At 71.8% G+C, this 18,532-nt stretch carries 17 protein-coding genes; 12 read left to right on the top strand and 5 right to left on the bottom strand.

Annotated features, from left to right (window positions below; translation table 11 throughout):
- Positions 1 to 444: 444 nt before the first annotated feature.
- Entirely contained in the window at positions 445 to 1,287 is an 843-nt protein-coding gene (locus O7543_RS20850) for a prepilin peptidase (RefSeq protein ID WP_281552296.1), read from the top strand.
- 18 nt (positions 1,288 to 1,305) lie between these two features.
- Here the strand turns inward: O7543_RS20850 and O7543_RS20845 are convergent, their stop codons facing one another.
- The 4 genes from O7543_RS20845 to O7543_RS20830 all read right to left on the bottom strand — a co-directional run bounded on the left by O7543_RS20845 (position 1,306) and on the right by O7543_RS20830 (position 3,812).
- Positions 1,306 to 1,674 carry a hypothetical protein gene (locus tag O7543_RS20845; protein ID WP_281552297.1) on the bottom strand — a complete coding sequence of 123 codons (369 nt, stop codon included), beginning with the start codon at positions 1,672 to 1,674 and terminating at the stop codon, positions 1,306 to 1,308.
- Positions 1,675 to 1,719: 45 nt separating this feature from the next.
- Positions 1,720 to 3,027, bottom strand: coding sequence for a helix-turn-helix transcriptional regulator (locus O7543_RS20840; protein WP_281552298.1), 1,308 nt, complete (start codon positions 3,025 to 3,027; stop codon positions 1,720 to 1,722).
- Between the two features lie 129 nt (positions 3,028 to 3,156).
- Entirely contained in the window at positions 3,157 to 3,549 is a 393-nt protein-coding gene (locus O7543_RS20835; protein WP_348650030.1) for a PIN domain-containing protein, read from the bottom strand.
- The gene (locus tag O7543_RS20830) at positions 3,546 to 3,812 is read right to left on the bottom strand and encodes a YlcI/YnfO family protein (protein WP_281552300.1); all 267 of its coding nucleotides are present in this window, start codon (positions 3,810 to 3,812) and stop codon (positions 3,546 to 3,548) included. The genes O7543_RS20835 and O7543_RS20830 overlap by 4 nt, the downstream gene beginning before the upstream one ends.
- Positions 3,813 to 3,906: 94 nt before the next feature.
- Between O7543_RS20830 and fdhD the strand changes: the two genes are divergently transcribed.
- Both fdhD and O7543_RS20820 read left to right on the top strand, forming a co-directional pair.
- Positions 3,907 to 4,755: a formate dehydrogenase accessory sulfurtransferase FdhD gene (gene fdhD, locus O7543_RS20825; protein ID WP_281552301.1), complete on the top strand. Its 849-nt coding sequence runs from the start codon at positions 3,907 to 3,909 to the stop codon at positions 4,753 to 4,755.
- A 539-nt stretch (positions 4,756 to 5,294) separates the two neighbouring features.
- Entirely contained in the window at positions 5,295 to 5,813 is a 519-nt protein-coding gene (locus tag O7543_RS20820; RefSeq protein WP_281552302.1) for a hypothetical protein, read from the top strand.
- A gap of 158 nt (positions 5,814 to 5,971) precedes the next feature.
- Here O7543_RS20820 and O7543_RS20815 read toward each other — a convergent pair whose 3' ends face one another.
- Positions 5,972 to 7,126 (bottom strand): DUF4192 domain-containing protein, encoded by a 1,155-nt coding sequence (locus tag O7543_RS20815; protein ID WP_281552303.1) that lies wholly within the window; start codon positions 7,124 to 7,126, stop codon positions 5,972 to 5,974.
- A gap of 175 nt (positions 7,127 to 7,301) precedes the next feature.
- Between O7543_RS20815 and O7543_RS20810 the strand changes: the two genes are divergently transcribed.
- From O7543_RS20810 to O7543_RS20770, 9 genes are all read left to right on the top strand, one after another.
- A complete protein-coding gene (locus tag O7543_RS20810; RefSeq protein WP_281552304.1) occupies positions 7,302 to 8,195 on the top strand; it encodes a fructosamine kinase family protein in 894 nt (297 codons plus the stop codon).
- A gap of 25 nt (positions 8,196 to 8,220) precedes the next feature.
- Positions 8,221 to 9,255 carry a GTP 3',8-cyclase MoaA gene (gene moaA / locus O7543_RS20805; RefSeq protein WP_281552305.1) on the top strand — a complete coding sequence of 345 codons (1,035 nt, stop codon included), beginning with the start codon at positions 8,221 to 8,223 and terminating at the stop codon, positions 9,253 to 9,255.
- The gene (locus O7543_RS20800) at positions 9,252 to 9,533 is read left to right on the top strand and encodes a MoaD/ThiS family protein (protein ID WP_281555764.1); all 282 of its coding nucleotides are present in this window, start codon (positions 9,252 to 9,254) and stop codon (positions 9,531 to 9,533) included. The genes moaA and O7543_RS20800 overlap by 4 nt, the downstream gene beginning before the upstream one ends.
- A gap of 14 nt (positions 9,534 to 9,547) precedes the next feature.
- A complete protein-coding gene (locus tag O7543_RS20795; protein WP_281552306.1) occupies positions 9,548 to 10,831 on the top strand; it encodes a metallophosphoesterase in 1,284 nt (427 codons plus the stop codon).
- 84 nt (positions 10,832 to 10,915) lie between these two features.
- Entirely contained in the window at positions 10,916 to 14,254 is a 3,339-nt protein-coding gene (locus tag O7543_RS20790) for a UvrD-helicase domain-containing protein (protein WP_281552307.1), read from the top strand.
- A 196-nt stretch (positions 14,255 to 14,450) separates the two neighbouring features.
- Positions 14,451 to 15,416, top strand: coding sequence for a flagellar basal body protein FliL (locus tag O7543_RS20785; protein ID WP_281552308.1), 966 nt, complete (start codon positions 14,451 to 14,453; stop codon positions 15,414 to 15,416).
- A gap of 145 nt (positions 15,417 to 15,561) precedes the next feature.
- The gene (locus O7543_RS20780; protein WP_281552309.1) at positions 15,562 to 16,332 is read left to right on the top strand and encodes a hypothetical protein; all 771 of its coding nucleotides are present in this window, start codon (positions 15,562 to 15,564) and stop codon (positions 16,330 to 16,332) included.
- A 189-nt stretch (positions 16,333 to 16,521) separates the two neighbouring features.
- Positions 16,522 to 17,826, top strand: a complete 1,305-nt coding sequence (locus O7543_RS20775; protein WP_281552310.1) for an ATP-binding protein — start codon at positions 16,522 to 16,524, stop codon at positions 17,824 to 17,826.
- Positions 17,827 to 17,917: 91 nt separating this feature from the next.
- Complete coding sequence (locus O7543_RS20770; RefSeq protein WP_281552311.1) at positions 17,918 to 18,484, top strand: DoxX family protein; 567 nt, start codon at positions 17,918 to 17,920, stop codon at positions 18,482 to 18,484.
- Positions 18,485 to 18,532: the final 48 nt, after the last annotated feature.

Genomic DNA, 18,532 nt, shown 5'->3' with positions numbered 1-18,532 from the left:
GACCGACGCATTTCCGCCGGTCGGTCGGATGTTTCCCGGCGGTAGTGCATCGCTCAAGGGGGGAGCATAGGCTGACGCCCGCGACAGCAACAGGGGCAATTCAGAACAATACTCAGGGTTACGATCTTCGAGTCCGGTCCCGGTGGAGGGTGGCGCGATGCCCGGTCATTCCGATCACCGCCCCAAGACGCATCCGAGTACGTCTGTCAAGTGGACAGTGGTGATCGAAAACCGACAGTCTCCATCGCGAATTGCCAGCCTGGGCCGGATTCTGTCCCATTTGGAAGTCGACGGTCGACCCGGCCATCGTCGACCAGCAGACCGACCACGGTGCGAGCCGGAGTCGGTCGACCGGGTCCCGCCAGCCCGATCGACACCAAGAGTAAGCGATCATGAAAACACGGACCGTGACCGGCGTCGTGGAGGCCGGGAGAGGGCGCAGGGATGATCACCGGTAACGAGCGCCCGATCGGGACCGAGCCGGCACCGGCCCCCGCCGGAGGACGGCCCGGCCAGGCCGGCAAGCTGCTCCGCATACTGCTGGTGCTCCGCGTACTGCTGGTGCTGCCCGTGCTGCGCCGGGCCGCCGCCGTCCACTCGGTGGCACCCGGCGAACCGTGGCGGACCGGCTGTCCACGGTGCGGCACGCCGTTCGGCGCGGCCGGCCGGCCGGGGTCGTTTTCCCCGCCGGCGTCGGTGTCCCCGCTGGCCAGATGCGGCGGCTGCGGTGCCCGGGTCGGCCCGCTGCCGTTCGCCGTCGAGGTGGTCGCCGTCGCGGCGCTGGCGGCGTTGATCTCCGCCGGCCTTCCCTGGCCGGTCCTCCTGGCACTGATGTGGTGGGCCGCCTGGATGGTCCCGCTGGTCTTCGTCGACCTCGCGGTGCACCGGCTGCCGGACCGGCTCACCTACCCGGCCGCCGCCGGGACCTGGGCGCTGCTCGGCGCGGCGGTACTGCTGGGTGAGCCGTCCGATGCCTGGCTGCGGGCCGTCATCGCCGGTACGGGCGTCGCGGTGCTGTTCGCCGCCACCACCCTGGCGTTCGGTGCCAGGGGGTTCGGGCTGGGCGATGCCAAACTGGCGCTCAGCGTCGGCGCGGTGCTCGGCTGGTTCGGTTGGCCGATGGTGCTGCTCGGGCTGCTGGTCGCCTTCGTCGGTTCGGGCGGCGTGGCGGTGGTCCTGCTGGTCGCCCGGCGGATCCGGTGGACCCAGCAGCTGCCGTTCGGGCCGTTCCTGGTGCTCGGAGCCGTCGTCGGGGTACTGCTGGCCGGTCGACTGCCGGCGGGCTGAGCACAACCTCACCCCGACTCACGCCGAAATGCAGATCCGCTCGACATGCTCGAAGATGTCCGCGTCGGTCTCCTGCTGCCAGGCTGGCAACGCGTCCCAGTCGGCCACGTACGACGGCTTCGGGTCGTCGAAGTGCTTGTGGATCTGGGCGATCCAGCACAACGCCACAAAACGCCCCTTCTGCTCCCGGCTCAGCTGCGCTGTGCAACCGGAACTGACCTGCACGAAGTCGTGAATCTGGCCGAACACGGCCGAAGCGGCCTGTCGCTCCCATGCGGGGGTGGCCTCCCACGGGGCGACGTAACCGGGCTTCGGCTCGCCCGGATAATGCCGGAGCACCCCGGCTGTCCACGCCTCACGGAAGTGGCGACCCCGCTCGTCGGTCATGATCGGCCCTGATTCCTCTCGTCTCGTCATCAGATCATTTCGCCGTCAGGCTGCAGCCGTCAGCAGGCCGGTTATCCGGTCGTTCAGCTGTGCGACCTGAGCATCAGCCAACAGGGCCGGCGTGAGTTGGCGCTGGAAGCCCTGCACCTTCCGGCCCAGGTAACCGACGGAGTGGGTCTGCTCGGCGATGCCGACAGCTTCGCTGCCGTACCGGAGCATCCGATCGATGTCGGTACGTTGAGCGCTCAGCAAAGCAAGATCGGCCAGGATGCCACCCCGACGACGCGGCGACATCGTGCCGTCGCTGGCCGCAAAGAGCGCACGCTCGGCCAGATCGACCTGCCCCAATGCAAGGTGACAGGCGCCTCGCTCCTCACATATCCGGCTTCCATCGAAACGCAGCCAGCCACCAGGACTGGCCGGGCCGTTGAGACCGTGCACCTGCTCAGCGGTATCCAAGGCGTGTTCGCAAGCTTCCCGGTCGCCCAGTCCTGCGAACGCCTGAGCCTGCACAGCTGCGACCCAATGGCGGGTGGACAGTTGACTATCGCCACGTTGGGCGATCCGTGCTGCGGCGTCGAGCACGGTCACGGCCCGGCTGTACTGCTGGTCGTACAGGTTGACGAACGCCTGCCGGGTCAAGGCGCAGGCCCAGCGGTCGTAGGAACGCGACTCACGACCCGCCGACGCCGCCAACGAGTAACAATGTGCGGCCTCGGCGTACTGGTCGGCGTCGAAAAAGATCTCGCCCGCCAGTTGGAACAGGTCGCATGCCAGCACGCACAGCCTGCGGTGCTCGGCCCCCGTAGGTGCCCGGTCGAGCCGGTCGACCAGCACGGCGGCCTGCTCCTGGACCAATGGGTAGACGAGGCGCTTGGGCCTGGTCAGCCCGAAGACCTGCCACAGGTGGGCGTTGAGTTCTGCGTATTGATCCAGGTCACCGGCCTCATGAGCCAGGGTCGCCGGAAGCAGAGCCGCCCCGTGGCTTCCAGTTGGTAGCGCCGTGAGGGCACCCGCGACGCTTATCAGGCGGAGAAGTTCGCGGCGATGCATGTCGTCGAGTACACCTGTCGGCTCTGACCGTACCGGAACCGGGCCGGCGGCGGTTGGTCGAGGTGTAGGAACAGGAGGAGACAGGTCCTCGTCCCCACCCATTAGCCAGTGGTCGAGCTGCTCTGCCGTTACCTCCAGGATCTTGCACAGCTTCAACCGCGTATACGGATAGGGGGTGGTGACGCCGTGTTCGAGTCGGGCGATCGTCGTACGGTCCACGCCGATCTTCTCGGCGAGAGTCTCCTGGCTGAAACCGAGCGCCTTCCGACGCTCGACGAACCGGCGGCGCTTGACTGCCACAGGCACCTCCGTCCTTTGGGACTCCCGTTCCAGCGTACGGGAGGCTGCGCTTGACTGAGCCGTCCGTCGCCCCCAGATGCGTCACAGATGCCTCGGAAGCACCCGGGCTCCGTGTCGTGCCGACGGGTTTCAGAGGCGGCGGATCACCAGCCCTGGCTTGACGTCCGAGGCAGCCGACAGGTGCGCGATGTCCTCCGGGTCGCTGGTGAAGACGATCGCGCCGCAGGCAAGCGCGATGGTGACCACGCTGGCGTCGACCACGTCACGCGTACCGGCCTTCCCGCACAACACCCCGGCCGATTTGGCCAGTTCCAGACCGACTGGAACGATTTCGCAGCTGCTCAGGAACCGTCCGAGCTGGACCTGCCGGCGGGCATCTCGCCAGGCCTGGCCGACCACGACGGAAGGGACGAGCAGACGTCGCCCTTCCTCGACGGCCAGATGGTGTATCGCCCAGATCCGTCGGTCATTGCTGTCGATCGCCAGCAGCACCCCTGTGTCGTAGACGTAAGGGATGGTCACGCGGCCGCCCGGCCGGGCGCGCTGAGCGCCTGGGCGTCGGCGGCAGCCATCTCCGCGCGTGCCGCAGCGATCTCTTCAACGGTGAACGCACCGTGCTCGGCCTGCCAGTCGGCGACCAGCCGCCGCCCGACCCGCCGCCGGAGCTCACTTTCCGCAGCGCTCGCCACCAGCCTCGACAAGGGGACGCCATCGTCGCGAGCAGCCTCGCCGAGCGCCTCGACCAGTTCTTCGGGGAGGGTCACAGTGATCTTCTTTGCCGCCATACGCACACCATACAGCGATATGGCAGCACCTAAGGCGAGTGCTGCCGCCCTCCCGGCCGGTTCGCCACCTGCGAACCGGGGCAGGATGGAGTGCATGGGCAGGGCGAACGAGCGGCGCACCGTACTGCGGATCGACGTCGGCGGTGGGTCGACCCGGCAGGTCCGTCGGATGGACACCATTTCCGGGGAGGAGCCGCTGGAGATCCGGGTCGGCCCGGCTGGTGCGGCACGGCGTCCCCCGCTGGCCGTCACCATGCGTACGCCGGGAAACGACATCGACCTCGCGATCGGCTTCCTGCTGACCGAGGGTGTGATCGGGGCCGCCGAGGACGTGGTGACCGCCCAGCTGTGCGCCGGCACCGACACACCGAACACGTACAACGTGGTCGACGTGACGCTCGCCGGGCACGTTCCGCCGCCGCAGACCGACCCGGCCCGCAACTTCTACACCACCAGCTCCTGCGGGGTCTGCGGCAAGGCGAGCATCGATGCCGTCCGCACCCGGTCCCGGTTCGACGTGGCCGCCGACCAGGCCACGTTCAGCCCGCAGGCCCTGGTCGGTCTGACGGACCAGCTGCGCGCCGCCCAGCAGGGCTTCGACCGCACCGGTGGGCTGCACGCCGCCGGCCTGTTCACCGCCGACGGGCAGCTCCGGGTGGTACGCGAGGACGTCGGCCGGCACAACGCCGTCGACAAACTGATCGGCTGGGCGGCCCGGGAGGACCTGCTGCCGCTGCGCGGTCATCTGCTGCTGGTCTCCGGGCGGGCCAGCTTCGAGCTCACCCAGAAGGCGTGGATGGCCGGCATCCCGGTGCTCGCGGCGATCTCCGCCCCGAGCAGTCTGGCGGTCGCCCTCGCCGAGGAAGCGGGGATGACCCTGGTCGGGTTCCTGCGCGGATCGACGATGAACGTCTACGCGGGCGCCGACCGCCTCACCGACTGAACCCGACGTGTCCGACGCCGCCGTTCGCCGGACGGCTTGCCGGGCTCCGCGTGCCCGATAAGTTCACGTCTGTCGCCGGTTCTCCTGGATCCAGCGCTCGACGTCCGACTTCAGCCCACACCGGACCCATTGCGAGGGCTGTGGTCGTTCAAGGTCAAATCCAGCTGGTGCCCGGAATGCGGGCGTACGACGTCAGCAACTCGGCTACCGGGTCATCCGGCACGGCTCACCCTGACCGGCGCACCCCGACACTCACGATGCCGGGATCACCATGATCAGTTGAAGGTGAGATACCTTTCCCGTCGGCTGAAAGGTATCTCACCTTCAACTCGCGGCGTCAGCGATCCGCGAAGCCGGGGAGCAGAGGATCTGTGTCGTCGGCTCCGTACACCTCACTTGCGGACGTACCCGGACGTGTACTGCGACCGCACGGCCAACGGCGCGCACTCGTGACGCGCGCCGCGTACCCCCGCAAGATCCCTGCCGTGTCTATGCTCGGCCCTGAACAGCGCAGACAGCCTCAGATCGGAGACGGGGACATGCAGGTCGCCGAAGTCCTGGAGGTGCTCGAAGCACTGTTCCAGACCAGCAGGCACCCGGAGATCACCGACGTCCGTCGGTACGGGCAGGACACCGAGCCCGGCGGCAATTCGCCAGCCGGGGTACGGGTCTACTACTCGACGGGATCGACCGGGATGCTGTGGGCGGCCGTCGGCAAGCCCGCACCGGCACCGGCGTCGTTGCCGGCCGAGATGCCCGCACCTCGCGAGCGGGCGCGTCGCACGCTCGCGTTCGCCGTCCAGCTGCTGGACTTCGCCCGACCCGAGGAGTTCACCTCGTGGGAGCCGTGCGCTTTCACCGGGGTGCACAGCTCCCCGTCCGGGGTGAAGATCACCTGCCGGGACGGCGGCGCCGTCTTCCTCCGGGCGACCGCCACCACCGGACCGGGCGGCATCGCAGGCGAACCGCAAGAAGACCCGTACCCGGACTATCAGATTCCGGAAGGAGTCCGTTCATGGCGCCAGGAGGTAGGTGCTCGGTCTGCGGTCAGCAGGTGACCACCGCCCCCGGCCAGCCCGCACCGCTGCACCAGGGCCCGGGGAAGCCGAACCAGATGTGCCGGATCGGGGCAGCCTACGTCCTGACACCGGCGCGACCGCGGAAGACCCCGGGGCGAGCCCGGGGTCTTCCGCATCATGCCCGCGCGGTGGCGGGTTCACGGGCGGCGTCGGCCGGCGGGGCGGGCCCGGTCGAGCCGCTCGCCGCCGGGTCGACGGCGTGGGCGGGTGTCGGACCGGCCCTTACGCCCGCTGCGGTCCGGCTTGGGCCATGGGCCAAGTGCCGCCGGCGGAATGCCACGAACCAGGACGTCGTCCATCAGTTTGGCCATCGAGTAGCCGGGTTCGACGTCGAGCGCCCGGTCGAGGGCAACCCGGGCCAGGGCTCCGTTGCCGGCCCGCCAGGCGGCGAAGGCCAGCAGGCTGGCCGGCCCGGCGGCAAGCTCCGGCTCGGCCCGGCGGGCGATGTCCTGCCAGAAGGTGACCTGCCACAGCTCGTCGGTGACCCGCTCCCAGGCGTAGTCGCGCACCTCCAGGTCGGTCAGCAGCAGACTGAGCCAGGCGATGTCCTCGTCGGTCGGGGCGATGCCCCGGCCCTGCCGTTCCAGCAGCATCCGTACCGTTTTCTCTCCGGCCCGGCGCAGCGTGCGGGCACCGAGCAGGTCGGCCGGCGGGGCGTGGTCGACCAGCGCGGAGCGGCGGGTCCGGGCGCGTTCGGTGGCGGCCCGCATCGCCGCCCGGGCCGGGCCGGTGACCGGTTCCACCTGGCGACGCAGCGCGGCCCGGTCGGGCAGGGCGACCTGCCCGGCGACGGTGGCCGCGACCGCGACCGGGTTGATCTCGGCGTCGAACCGGTGGCCCTCCGGCGGGCAGCAGGTCGGATCGTCGCAGAAGGAGGACCAGTAGCGACCGTCGGCCACCCGCAGCGCGTCAAGCAGCACGGTGCCCTGTCGGCGCAGCGCGTCGGTGGTGTCCCGCAGGACCGGGTCGACGGTGTCGGCCGGACCGTAGCCGAGCACGACGGCGGCGCTGACCTGCTGACGATCGACGATGGCGGTCAGCTGGGCGGTTGCCGCCGCGCGGACGTCGGCCGGGACCGTGGCGTCGGGCAGGTCGGCGCGGGCGGCGATGACGACCGTGTGGTCGCGCATCCCGACCACCACCACGCTGTCGGCGGGGTGGAAGCCGATCAGGTAGGGCACGGCGGCGATCAGGTCGGCGGGTTCGCGGACGGTGAGCGCGGCGCCCTGAGACGTCCCGGCGGCCGGGTCGGGAACGGAATCGGGGGCGGGTACCGGTTCGGTAGGTGTCATGCCGGAAACTGTCGCGCCGGACGGTGACCGGTTGTGGCCGTCCCGACCCGACCTGTGGACGACACGCCAGGTTATCCACAGGCACGCAGAGTAGTTTCCCTGGTGACGGCGTTTCTGCTCACCACTGGTTGCGCCACTGAGCTGGACGGCAGGCGGCGCGGGTTACCGTGCCGCCATGGATCTGGCGTACCTGCGGGCCCACCCGGAACACCTGCCGACCTTCCTCACCCATCAGCGGATCCGGGAGACGCCGGTCTCTGGCGGGTCGATCTGCGCGGCGAGCCGGCTCACCCTCGACGACGGCAACTCGGTGTTCGCCAAGTCCTGGCCGGAGCGGTCCGCCAGGCCGTTGCCGGACGGCCTGTTCGCCGCCGAGGCGGCCGGGTTGCGTTGGCTGGCCGCCGCCGGCGGGGCACCGGTGCCGGAGGTACTGGTGGCGCTGCCGCAACTGCTGGCCCTGGAGTGGGTCGAGCCGGGCGACGCGGACCCGGCCGCCGCCGAGCGGTTCGGCCGGGAGCTGGCGATCACCCATCGGGCCGGCGCGGCCGGGTTCGGGGCGGACTGGCCGGGGTTCGTCGGCGCGCTGCCGCAGGACAACGAACTGGTGACCGACCGACCCTGGTCGGCCTGGTTCGGGCAGCGCCGGCTGCTGCCGTACCTGCGGATGTCGGTCGACAACGGCGCGCTCACCGCCGCCGAGACCGGCCTGGTCGAGCAGGTGGTCGACAACATCGACGGGTACGGCGGCGACGAGCCGCCCGCTCGGATCCACGGCGACCTGTGGCCCGGCAACCTGCTCTGGGGTGCGGACGGGCGCTGCCGGCTGGTCGACCCGGCGGCGCACGGCGGGCACCGGGAGACCGACCTGGCGCAGTTGGCGCTGTTCGGCGGCGCCCCGCACCTGGATCGGATCCTCGACACCTACCAGGAGCAGTGGCCGCTGGCCGACGGGTGGGCGGCCCGGGTGCCGGTGCACCAGCTGCACCTGCTGCTGGTGCACACCGCCCTGTTCGGGGCGGCGTACCGCTCGGCCGTCGCGGACGCGGCCCGCGCCGCGCTGCGGTCCTGACGCACCGGCGCGCTACGGTCGGCGCATGGCATCGAGCGCACGGCCCGCCGACGGCCGGCTCACCGATCGGTACGGGCGGGTCGCCACCGACCTTCGGGTGTCCCTGACCGACCGGTGCAACCTGCGCTGCTCCTACTGCATGCCGCCGGAGGGTCTGCCCTGGCTGCCCAGCCCGGACATCCTGACCGACGACGAGGTGACCCGGCTGATCGGGGTCGCGGTGTGCCAGCTCGGGGTGACCGAGGTGCGGTTCACCGGCGGCGAGCCGCTGCTGCGCCCCGGGCTGACCCGGATCGTCGCCGCTGCTGCGGCGCTGCGGCCCCGACCGGTGCTGTCGTTGACCACCAACGGGATCGGTCTGGACCGCTTGGCGCCCGGCCTGCAGGCCGCCGGCCTGGACCGGGTGAACGTATCGTTGGACACCCTCGACCCGCAGCGGTTCGCCCAGTTGGCGTACCGCCGGCGGCTGCCCGACGTGCTCGCCGGGCTGGCCGGCGCGGCGGCGGCCGGGCTGACCCCGGTCAAGATCAACGCGGTGCTGCTGCGCGGGGTCAACGACGACGAGGCCCCGGCGCTGCTGCGGTACGCCCTGAACCGCGGCTACGAGCTGCGCTTCATCGAGCAGATGCCGCTGGACGCGCAGCAGTCCTGGGACCGCGACCGGATGGTCACCGCCGCCGAGATCCTCGACCGGCTGCGGTCCGAGTTCACCCTGCTGCCGGATCCCGCCGAACGGGGTGCCGCACCGGCCGAGACCTGGCTGGTGGCCGGCGCCGAGCGGTCGGACGGCAGCCCGGCCAAGGTCGGGGTGATCGGCACGGTGACCCGGCCGTTCTGCGGTGACTGTGACCGGACCCGGCTCACCGCCGACGGGCAGGTACGCGACTGCCTGTTCGCCCGGAAGGAGTCGGACCTGCGTGGCGCGTTGCGGTCCGGGGCCGACGACGAAGAGTTGGCCCGGCGGTGGCGGCGGGCGATGGCCGGGAAGCTGGCCGGGCACGGCATCGACGATCCGACGTTCCTGCAGCCGGCCCGGCCGATGTCGGCGATCGGCGGCTGACCGTGGACGACCCGACACGGGATGGAGCCGAGCAATCGGTGACGGTGCGTTACTTCGCCGGGGCGCGGTCGGCGGCCGGGCGGACCACCGAGTCCGTTCCGGCCGGGCTGGACCGGGCCGGGCTGGTGGCAGAGCTGACCGGTCGGCACGGCGACCGGTTGGGTCGGGTGCTGGCGGCGGCGAGTTTCCTGGTCGACGGCGTCGTCTGGCATGATCGTCACACACCGTTGCCGGCCGGTGCCACGGTCGACGTGCTGCCACCGTTCGCCGGCGGCTGAGGAGGACCGCGTCCGTGCTCGCCGTACTCGGGTTCGTCACAACGCTGACCCTGATCACCGGCCTGATCCACGGTTACCTGTGGTGGCGGCTGGTCCGGGACACCACCCGGCCGGGGCGGTGGCGACGGGCCGGCACGCTGCTGGCCGTCGGGTTGGCGGTCCTGGTGCCGGTGACGATGGTGAGCACCCGGTCCGCCGGGATGTCCTGGCTGGCCTGGCCCGGCTACGTCTGGCTGGCGGTGATGTTCTACCTGCTGGTCGTCCTGCTGGTGCTGGAGCCGCCGATGCTGGTGGCCCGGCTGGTCGGCCGGGCCCGCAGCCGCCAACTGAGCAGGGTGGGCACGGTGCCGGTGACCGTACCGGCCGAGACGTCCGCCCCGCCGCCGGCCGAGCTGCCCGGCGGCCGGCCGGCCGACGACTCGGTGCCCGACCCCGGCCGACGGCTGTTGCTCGCCCGCAGTGCCGCAATCTTCGCCGGGCTGACCGCGACCGGCGTCACCGGCTACGGCATCCGGACCGCTCTCGGCCCGCCCCGGCTGGACCGGGTGCAGGTGCCAATCGCCCGGCTGCCCCGGGCCATGGACGGCCTGCGCATCGCCACCGTCTCGGACATCCACATCGGCCCGCTGACCGGGCCGGCGCACACCGCCCGGATCGTCGAGCTGATCAACAGCCTGGACGCCGACCTGGTCGCGGTCGTCGGCGACCTGGTTGACGGCACCGTCTCCGAGCTCGGCGGCACCGCCGCCCCGCTGGCCGACCTGCGCGCCCGCTACGGCAGCTTCTTCGTCACCGGCAACCACGAGTACTACTCCGGCGTCGAGGAATGGGTCGCCGAGGTGGACCGGCTCGGCCTGCGGGTGCTGGTCAACGAACGCCGGGAGATCGTCACCCCGGGCGGGGTGCTCGACCTGGCCGGGGTGAACGATCCGACCGCGGAGACCGCGCGGCCGGCCGGGCCGACCGCCGCCGGGTCCGGGCCACTGGCCGGCCCGGACTACGACCGGGCGCTCGGCGACCGGGACCCGGACCGCCCGGTGGTGCTGCTCGCCCACCAGCCGGTGCAGGCCCACGAAGCCGCCCGCTACGGCGTCGACCTGCAACTGTCCGGGCACACCCACGGCGGTCAGATCGCCCCGTTCAACCTGGCGGTACGGCTGGTGCAACCGGTCGTCTCCGGCCTCGCCACGGTCGACGGCACCCAGGTCTACGTCACCAACGGCGCCGGGTTCTGGGGTCCGCCGGTGCGGGTCGGCGCGCCGCCACAGGTCTCCCTGGTCGAGCTGCGCAGCGAGTAGGAGCGCAACGGGTCAGCCGGCGGCGAGTGAGAGTCACGTCTCGCGGGTTTCCGCGCGTGGCGACACGCCGGGCGGCCCGGTCACATGACAGGATGCGGCGTGCCCCCGTACCGCGCCGTGCCCTCTCCCGGCTCCGCCACGGGACCCGGGCCCTTCATCGCCGACCTGCACATCCACTCCCGGTACTCGCGTGCCTGCAGCCGGGACCTGAACATGTCGAACCTGGCCTGGTGGGCCCGGCGCAAGGGCGTCAGCCTGCTCGGCACCGGTGACTTCACCCACCCGGCGTGGTTCGAGCATCTACGGGAGTCGCTGCGCCCGGCCGAGCCGGGCCTGTACCGGCTCAGCCCGGAGGCCGAGCGGGACGTCGCCCGCCGGCTGCCGTCCCGGCTGGCCAGCGAGGCCGAGACCAACCCGGTGCGGTACATGCTCAGCGTCGAGATCTCGACGATCTACAAGCGCGGGGACCGGACCCGCAAGGTGCACCACCTCATCTACCTTCCGGACCTGGACGCGGTGGCCCGGTTCAACACGGCGCTGGGCCGGATCGGCAACCTCGGCTCCGACGGCCGGCCGATCCTCGGGCTGGACTCCCGCGACCTGCTGGAGATCACCCTGGAGGCGAGCGCGGACGGCTACCTGGTGCCGGCGCACATCTGGACGCCGTGGTTCTCCGCGCTCGGCTCCAAGTCCGGCTTCGACGCGATCGCCGACTGCTACGCCGACCTGGCCGGGCACATCTTCGCCGTCGAGACCGGGCTGTCGTCGGATCCGGCGATGAACTGGCGGGTGTCCAGCCTCGACGGCTACCAACTGGTGTCGAACTCCGACGCGCATTCGCCGCCGGCGCTGGCCCGGGAGGCCACCGTGCTGGACAGCGCGCTCGACTACTACGCGGTACGTGAGGCGCTGCGCACCGGCGACGGGCTGGTCGGCACCATCGAGTTCTTCCCCGAGGAGGGCAAGTACCACGCCGACGGGCACCGCAACTGCGGCGTCAACTGGGCCCCGGAGCAGACCCGACAGGCCGCCGGTCGCTGCCCGCAGTGCGGCAAGCCGCTCACCGTCGGGGTGCTCAGCCGGGTCGAGGATCTCGCCGACCGGCCGCACGGGCACCGGCCGGCCAACGCCAAGCAGGTCACCCACCTGGTGGCGCTGCCGGAGATCGTCGGTGAGATCAACCGGGTCGGTGCCCGGTCGAAGACCGTCGAGGGCCAGGTGGTCAACCTGGTCGCCGCGCTCGGCCCCGAACTGGACATCCTGACCAAGGTGCCGGTGGACGACATCCGGCGGGTCGGCGGCGAACTGCTCGGTGAGGCGATCACCCGGCTGCGTCGCGGCGAGGTCCGCCGGGTGCCCGGCTACGACGGCGAGTACGGGGTGATCACCCTCTTCGCGCCCGGGGAACTGGCCGCCGGCGGTGGTGCCGGTCAGCCGGAGGCGCTGTTCGACGTACCCGTGCCGGCGCAGCGCCCGGCCGACGGGCCGATGGCCGCCGACGAACCGGCACCGGCCGGTGTCCGACGCGGCGGACAGTCCAGGGCCGGGACCGGACAGTCCAGGGCCGGGACCGGACAGTCCAGGGCCGGGGCCGGCCGGTCCGGTTCCGGTGGGCGGCCGACGCGGCCGGGCCGGTCCGGGCGGTCCGGGCAGGAGCCGGCGGCACCGCCGATCCCGCCGCCACCGACGCCGTCGCCGCACGAGCCGTTCGAGCCGATGCTGGCCGGCATGGAGGAGGTCGGCACCGGACTGCTGGACCGACTCGACGCGATGCAGCGGGTCGCCGCGTCCGCGCCGGGCGGGCCACTGCTGATCGTCGCCGGGCCGGGTACCGGCAAGACCCGGACGCTCACCCACCGGATCGCGTACCTGTGCGCCGAGCTGAACGTCTTTCCGGAGCGCTGCCTGGCGATCACCTTCACCCGCCGGGCCGCCGAGGAGCTTCGCCACCGGCTCGACGGACTGCTCGGCCCGGTGGCCGAGGACGTCACCGTGGCCACCTTCCACTCGCTGGGGTTGACGATCCTGCGGGAGAACCCGAAGGCGGCCGGGTTGCCGGCGACGTTGCGCATCGCCGACGACACCGAGCGGGAGCTGGCCCGCGCCGAGGCTGGCGAGGACGACGCCACGTACGCCAAGCTGCTGCGCGCGGCCGGCCTGGTCGACCTGGACGAGCTGGTCACCCTGCCGCTGCGGCTGCTGCGCGAGGACCAGAAGCTGGTGGCCCGCTACCGGGACCGCTGGCGGTGGATCTTCGTCGACGAGTACCAGGACGTCGATGCCGACCAGTACGAGCTGCTGCGGCTACTCAGCCCGGCGGACGGCAACCTGTGCGCGATCGGCGACCCGGACCAGGCAATCTACTCGTTCCGGGGGGCCGACGTTCGCTACTTCCTGCGCTTCTCGGAGGACTTCGTCGACGCCCGGCTGGTCCGGCTGGCCCGAAACTACCGGTCGGCGGCGCCGATCCTGGCCGCCGCCGTGCAGGCCATCACGCCCAGTTCGCTCGTCCGCGGCCGGCGGCTGGAGCCGGCCCGACTCGATCCGCAGGCACCGCTGATCGGGCTCTACCCGGCCGGCACGGCCGCCGACGAGGCGACGTTTGTGGTGCGTACGGTCGACGAACTGGTCGGCGGGATCTCGCACCGCTCGTTGGATTCCGGGCGGATCGACGGGCAGACGTCGTCGGTGTCGTTCTCCGACATCGCCGTGCTGTACCGCACTGACGCGCAGTCCGGCCCGATCGTGGACGCACTGACCCGGGCCGGTGTCCCGGTGCAGAAGCGGTCGCACAACCGGCTGCGGGACCGGCCGGGGGTGACGGCGATCGCCCGCGAGCTACGGCACGCCGGTGGCGGGCTGGACGGTTCGCTGGCCGCCCGGGTCCGGCTCGCCGGGCAGGTGCTGGCCGACCGGCTCACCACGCCGACGCTGGACCTGCCAGCCGGGCCGCAGCTGTCGCCGCCGGACATCTGGTCTGCCGTGGAGTTGCTCACCCCGCTGGCCCGCCGCTGCGGCGACGACCTGCCGATGCTGCTGTCCCAGCTGGAGACCGGCGCCGAGGTGGACGCGCTGGACCCACGGGCCGAGGCGGTGACCCTGCTCACCCTGCACGCGGCGAAGGGCCTGGAGTTTCCGGTGGTCTTCCTGGTCGGCTGTGAGGACGGCCTGCTACCGCTGCGCTTCCCCGGTGCTACGCCGACCGACGACGACGTCGCCGAGGAGCGGCGGCTGTTCTTCGTCGGCCTGACCCGGGCCCAGGACCGGCTCTACCTCTCGCACGCCCGCCGCCGGGTCCGGCATGGCAGCGAGCGGGAGACCCGGCCGACGCCGTTCCTGGACGCGATCGACGCGGGGCTGTTCGACCGGCTCGGCGACGAAGGGCCGCGCCGTCCCAAGGACCGCCAGCTGCGCCTGCTGTAGGGGCTGGTCAGACCGCCGCCGGCCCGGTCACTCGCGACCGCCGGACCTGGTGCAGCGTCGGACCATCATGCGGTTGGCCGACGGTTGGCGCGCTTCGGGGAGGTGAGCTGCTGGGGTGCTCACGCTACGGTGACGTCTGTCATCGCCGACCCGAGCGGACAGCCGGGGCCGGAACCGCCGCGCAGGAGGACAGGAAATGTCGCAATACGGACCGCCCGGCGGGCCGTACCCGGGTGAGCAGCCAGACCGGTGGCCCGAGCATCGGCAGCCGTCGGAGCCGTACCGGGAGCCGTCCGATCCTTGGGGCGGACCGCCTGGACCCTGGGGTGACGCGCCTACCGAGGCACCAGGCCAGCAGTGGCACGGCGGCGCACAGCCGGACTGGCCGACCGGGCAGCCTCCGCCCGCCGCTCCCGACTGGCAGGGGTACGGGCAGCACACGTCGGCCGGCGACCAGAGCTGGCATTCGCCGACCCAACCTGCCCAGCGCTGGGCCGGGGCCGACGACCAGACGTGGCAGCAGTCCGGCGGTGACCAGCCGTGGCAGCAGCCGGGCGGGGGTCAGCCGTGGCAGCAGCCGGGCGGGGGCCAGCAGCCGTACCCCGACGGCGGCCAGCAGCAGCCGGGCCCGGCACCAGCGTGGGAGCCGGCTGCAGAGCCACGCCGTTCCGGGCGTGGTGGGTTGAGCGGTGGACTGCTCGCCGTGTTGATGGGTCTGACGGTGCTGCTCTGCGGCGGCGGCGCGGCCGGCATCTACGTTCTGACCCGCGACGAGACGCCGGACACCGGGGTGGAGTTGACGGCACCGACCTCCGAGCCGGACGCCGCACCGTCCGCAGCCCCGTCGGAGCAACCCGAGCCGACGGCTGAGGCCGACCAGCCGAGCCCCACTCCGACACCGACCTCGTCGAACGACGCCCGGTTCGTCGACGTGGGGCAGTGTGTCCGCAACGATGCCGAGGCGGAGGAGGAGACGCCGGTGCTCACGATCACGGATTGTGACCCCGGCGCGTACGAGGTGCTCGCCCGCTTCGATGGCGTCACCGACGGCGAAGACGACGCGAAGACCAAGTGCGCGGACGTCGAGGGCTATACCAACTGGTACTTCTTCAACAGCCAGCTGGACGCCCTGGATTTCGTGCTCTGTCTCAGGCAGCGGTGAACTGACCGGTGAGGCTGCCGCCGGATGGCAGCCGTTGGTTACCGTTCCGGTAGCACAGTTGATCCGCTGGACCCCTGCCCGGCGGGTGAGATCCGTGCCAGGCGGGCAGCGCCCCGTCTGATCCAGCGACGACGCTAGGGAGATCATGTCCAGCTACGGTCCGCCGGGCTACCCCGGTCCGGGACAGCCCGACGACCCCGCCGGTCAGTCCGGTTACCCGCCCCCGGGTTCCGGATACCCGCCTCCGGGCTCCGGTGCCCCTGATCCGACCACGCCCTACTCCTCGCCGTACCAGCCCGGCGGTTACCCACCGCCGACTTCCGGTGGCGGCGCCTACCCACCACCGCCGACCTCGGGTGGCGGTGGCTACCCGCCACCGCCCGGATCGGGTGGTGGCTTCCCACCGCCACCGCTACCGGGTTGGGGTCCGCCGCCGCCCGGGATGCCCGGTGCCCCACCGCCCAAGAAGTCCCGCACCGGGCTCATCATCGGGCTGGTGATCGGCGCGGTGGTGTTGTTGCTGCTGCTCTGCGGCTGCGGTGTGATCGGGTTGTTCGCGCTGACCGACAGCAGCACCTCGACCGCCGGCGAGGAACTGCCGACGGTGGACGTTTCGACCGACACACCCGACGATCAGCAGGGCGAGGACGCCGATTCGGCGCCGCTGCCCGGCGGCAGCGACGACCTGATCGTGGTGGGCGACTGTGTGGTCAACGACGGTTCGGAAGAGGACGCCGTCCTGCGCAAGGTGGCCTGTGAGCCGGGCACCTTCGAGGTGCTGTCCCGCATTCCGCTCACCACCGACACGGAGCGCTGTGACGATCCGATCTTCGGCCACCCGGACACCGACACCACCTACACGCACGACACCGGTGAGCAGGTACTCAACTACGTGCTCTGCATGAAGGAGCTCTGACCGGAGACGTTCTCGACCAGTGACTAGGGCTCTCTAGCGTGACAGCTAGAGAGCCCTAGTCACTGGTCGACCGTCGGGCAGGGCCCGGCGGACGGGCCGTCCGCGGGGCCGGCAGGACGTCGGCCGACACGATCGGGACCTATACCCGGTTCTAGCGCAGACGCTAGACGGCCCGATACGGTGCCAGACATGGATCCGATCCGGAATCCGTACGCCCCCGGCGCCGGCCAACGTCCACCCGAACTCGCCGGTCGCGGCCGCGAGCTCGACGTCTTCGACGTGGTCCTGGAACGCGTCGCCCGAGGCCGGCCAGAGCGCAGCCTGATGCTCACCGGCCTACGCGGGGTGGGCAAGACCGTCCTGCTCAACGCGCTCCGTTCCCAGGCCATCGCCCGGCTCTGGGGCACCGGCAAGATCGAGGCCCGGCCTGACCAGTCGCTGCGCCGCCCGGTCGCCGCCGCCCTGCACATGGCGGTACGCGAGCTCGCACCCCGGCACCGGGCACCCGAGCGGATCGACAACTTTCTCGGCGTACTGAAGGCCTTCGCGCTACGCGCGAACCCGCCGGCCGCCGGCGGACGTGGCAACGCGCAGCCTCGGCTGCGCGACCGCTGGCAGCCGGGCATCGACGTGCCGGCGGCGACCGGGCGGGCCGACTCCGGCGACATCGAAATCGACCTGGTGGAGCTGTTCACCGACGCCGCCGCGGTGGCCACCGACGTCGGCACCGGGATCGCGCTGTTCATCGACGAGATGCAGGACGTCGACCCGACCGACGTCTCCGCGCTCTGTGCGGCCTGTCACGAGTTGTCGCAGCTCGGCGGGCCGCTGATCGTCGTCGGAGCCGGGCTGCCGCATCTGCCGGCGGTGCTCTCCGCCGCCAAGTCCTACTCCGAACGGCTGTTCCGCTACCAGCGAATCGACCGGCTGGACCGAATCGCCGCCGACCAGGCGCTCACCGCGCCGGCCGCCCGCGAGCAGGTCGAGTACGAGGCGAAGGCCCTTGACCTGCTCTACGACAAGTCCGGCGGATACCCGTACTTCGTGCAGGCCTATGGCAAGGCGACCTGGGACCATGCCCCGCGCTCGCCGATCACCGCCGCCGACGTGCGGGTCGCCGCGCCGGAGGCGGAAGCGGAGCTCGCGGTCGGGTTCTTCGGGTCCCGGTTCGAACGGGCTACCCCGGCGGAGCGCGAGTACATGCGGGCGATGGCCGTGCTCGCCTCCGCGGACCCGGGGGACGGCCCGGCACCGGCCGTCGAAGGTGCCGACGACGAGACGGGCGATGGACCGCCGGACCCGGCGGCGACGGCGGACATCGACCCGGCGGTGTCGACCGCCGAGATCGCCCGGTCCCTCGGCCGGAAACCGGCCAGCTTGTCGCCGGCCAGGGACGCCCTGATCAAGAAGGGGCTGATCTACTCGGGCGAGCGCGGCACGGTCGCGTTCACCGTGCCGCACTTCGGCCGCTACCTGCGCACCCAGCCCGGCTGACCACGCCCGGTGCGGCCCGGCACCCCGCCGCTACCCGACAGCTCACCGGTTTGCCGGGTAACAGACCGCCCAACCGGGTATGACAAGGAGCATGAGACCCGTACGCACCACTGCCCGCGCCCTGCTCAGCGGCATCTTCATCGTTAGCGGCGCCCGTGCGGTGACCAGCCCTGCACCGTACGCCGACCGGGCCAAGACGGTCACCGACCGGGTCGCTCCGATGATCGAACGGGCCGCGCCCCGGCTGCCGACCGATACCGAGAGTCTGGTCCGGCTGCACGGTGCCACCCAGCTCGCCGGTGGCCTGCTGCTGGCGACCGGCCGGCTGACCCGGCCGGCCGCGGCGGTACTGGCGGCCTCGCTGGTGCCCACCACGGTGACCGGCCATCCGTTCTGGTCGGCGACGGAACCGACCGAACGACAACTCCATCAGGTGCACTTTCTCAAGAATCTGGGCCTTCTGGGCGGGCTGCTGCTCGCTGCGGCCGATACTGAGGGTCGACCGGGCCTACGCTGGCGGACCAGCCGGGCCGTCCGGCAGAGCCGGCGGTCGATGCATCGGAGCCGGCAGTCGGTGCGCCGGGCGGTGCACTCGGCGCGTCGGGACGCCCGGATCGCGGTCCGGTCCGCCGTCACCGCCCGGCGACTGCCCGGGTGACCGATAGATCCGCCGAACGACGACCCCGATCGATGGCCGGTAAAATCG

It is taken from the genome of Solwaraspora sp. WMMA2080, assembly GCF_027497395.1.
Lineage (GTDB): Bacteria > Actinomycetota > Actinomycetes > Mycobacteriales > Micromonosporaceae > Micromonospora_E.
The sequence above is the reverse complement of the archived record's forward strand: the minus strand, read 5'-3'. Positions and strand labels throughout refer to the sequence as shown.

What these genes read in the sequence shown, in the direction of transcription:
- O7543_RS20790 (WP_281552307.1), top strand. Translation starts at nt 10,916, where the DNA reads ATGACAGGATGCGGCGTGCCCCCGTACCGCGCCGTGCCCTCTCCCGGC.
- fdhD (WP_281552301.1), top strand. Translation starts at nt 3,907, where the DNA reads ATGGGCAGGGCGAACGAGCGGCGCACCGTACTGCGGATCGACGTCGGC.
- O7543_RS20770 (WP_281552311.1), top strand. Translation starts at nt 17,918, where the DNA reads ATGAGACCCGTACGCACCACTGCCCGCGCCCTGCTCAGCGGCATCTTC.
- O7543_RS20850 (WP_281552296.1), top strand. Translation starts at nt 445, where the DNA reads ATGATCACCGGTAACGAGCGCCCGATCGGGACCGAGCCGGCACCGGCC.
- moaA (WP_281552305.1), top strand. Translation starts at nt 8,221, where the DNA reads ATGGCATCGAGCGCACGGCCCGCCGACGGCCGGCTCACCGATCGGTAC.
- O7543_RS20775 (WP_281552310.1), top strand. Translation starts at nt 16,522, where the DNA reads ATGGATCCGATCCGGAATCCGTACGCCCCCGGCGCCGGCCAACGTCCA.
- O7543_RS20815 (WP_281552303.1), bottom strand. Translation starts at nt 7,126, where the DNA reads ATGACACCTACCGAACCGGTACCCGCCCCCGATTCCGTTCCCGACCCG.
- O7543_RS20810 (WP_281552304.1), top strand. Translation starts at nt 7,302, where the DNA reads ATGGATCTGGCGTACCTGCGGGCCCACCCGGAACACCTGCCGACCTTC.
- O7543_RS20830 (WP_281552300.1), bottom strand. Translation starts at nt 3,812, where the DNA reads ATGGCGGCAAAGAAGATCACTGTGACCCTCCCCGAAGAACTGGTCGAG.
- O7543_RS20845 (WP_281552297.1), bottom strand. Translation starts at nt 1,674, where the DNA reads ATGACCGACGAGCGGGGTCGCCACTTCCGTGAGGCGTGGACAGCCGGG.
- O7543_RS20820 (WP_281552302.1), top strand. Translation starts at nt 5,295, where the DNA reads ATGCAGGTCGCCGAAGTCCTGGAGGTGCTCGAAGCACTGTTCCAGACC.
- O7543_RS20785 (WP_281552308.1), top strand. Translation starts at nt 14,451, where the DNA reads ATGTCGCAATACGGACCGCCCGGCGGGCCGTACCCGGGTGAGCAGCCA.
- O7543_RS20780 (WP_281552309.1), top strand. Translation starts at nt 15,562, where the DNA reads ATGTCCAGCTACGGTCCGCCGGGCTACCCCGGTCCGGGACAGCCCGAC.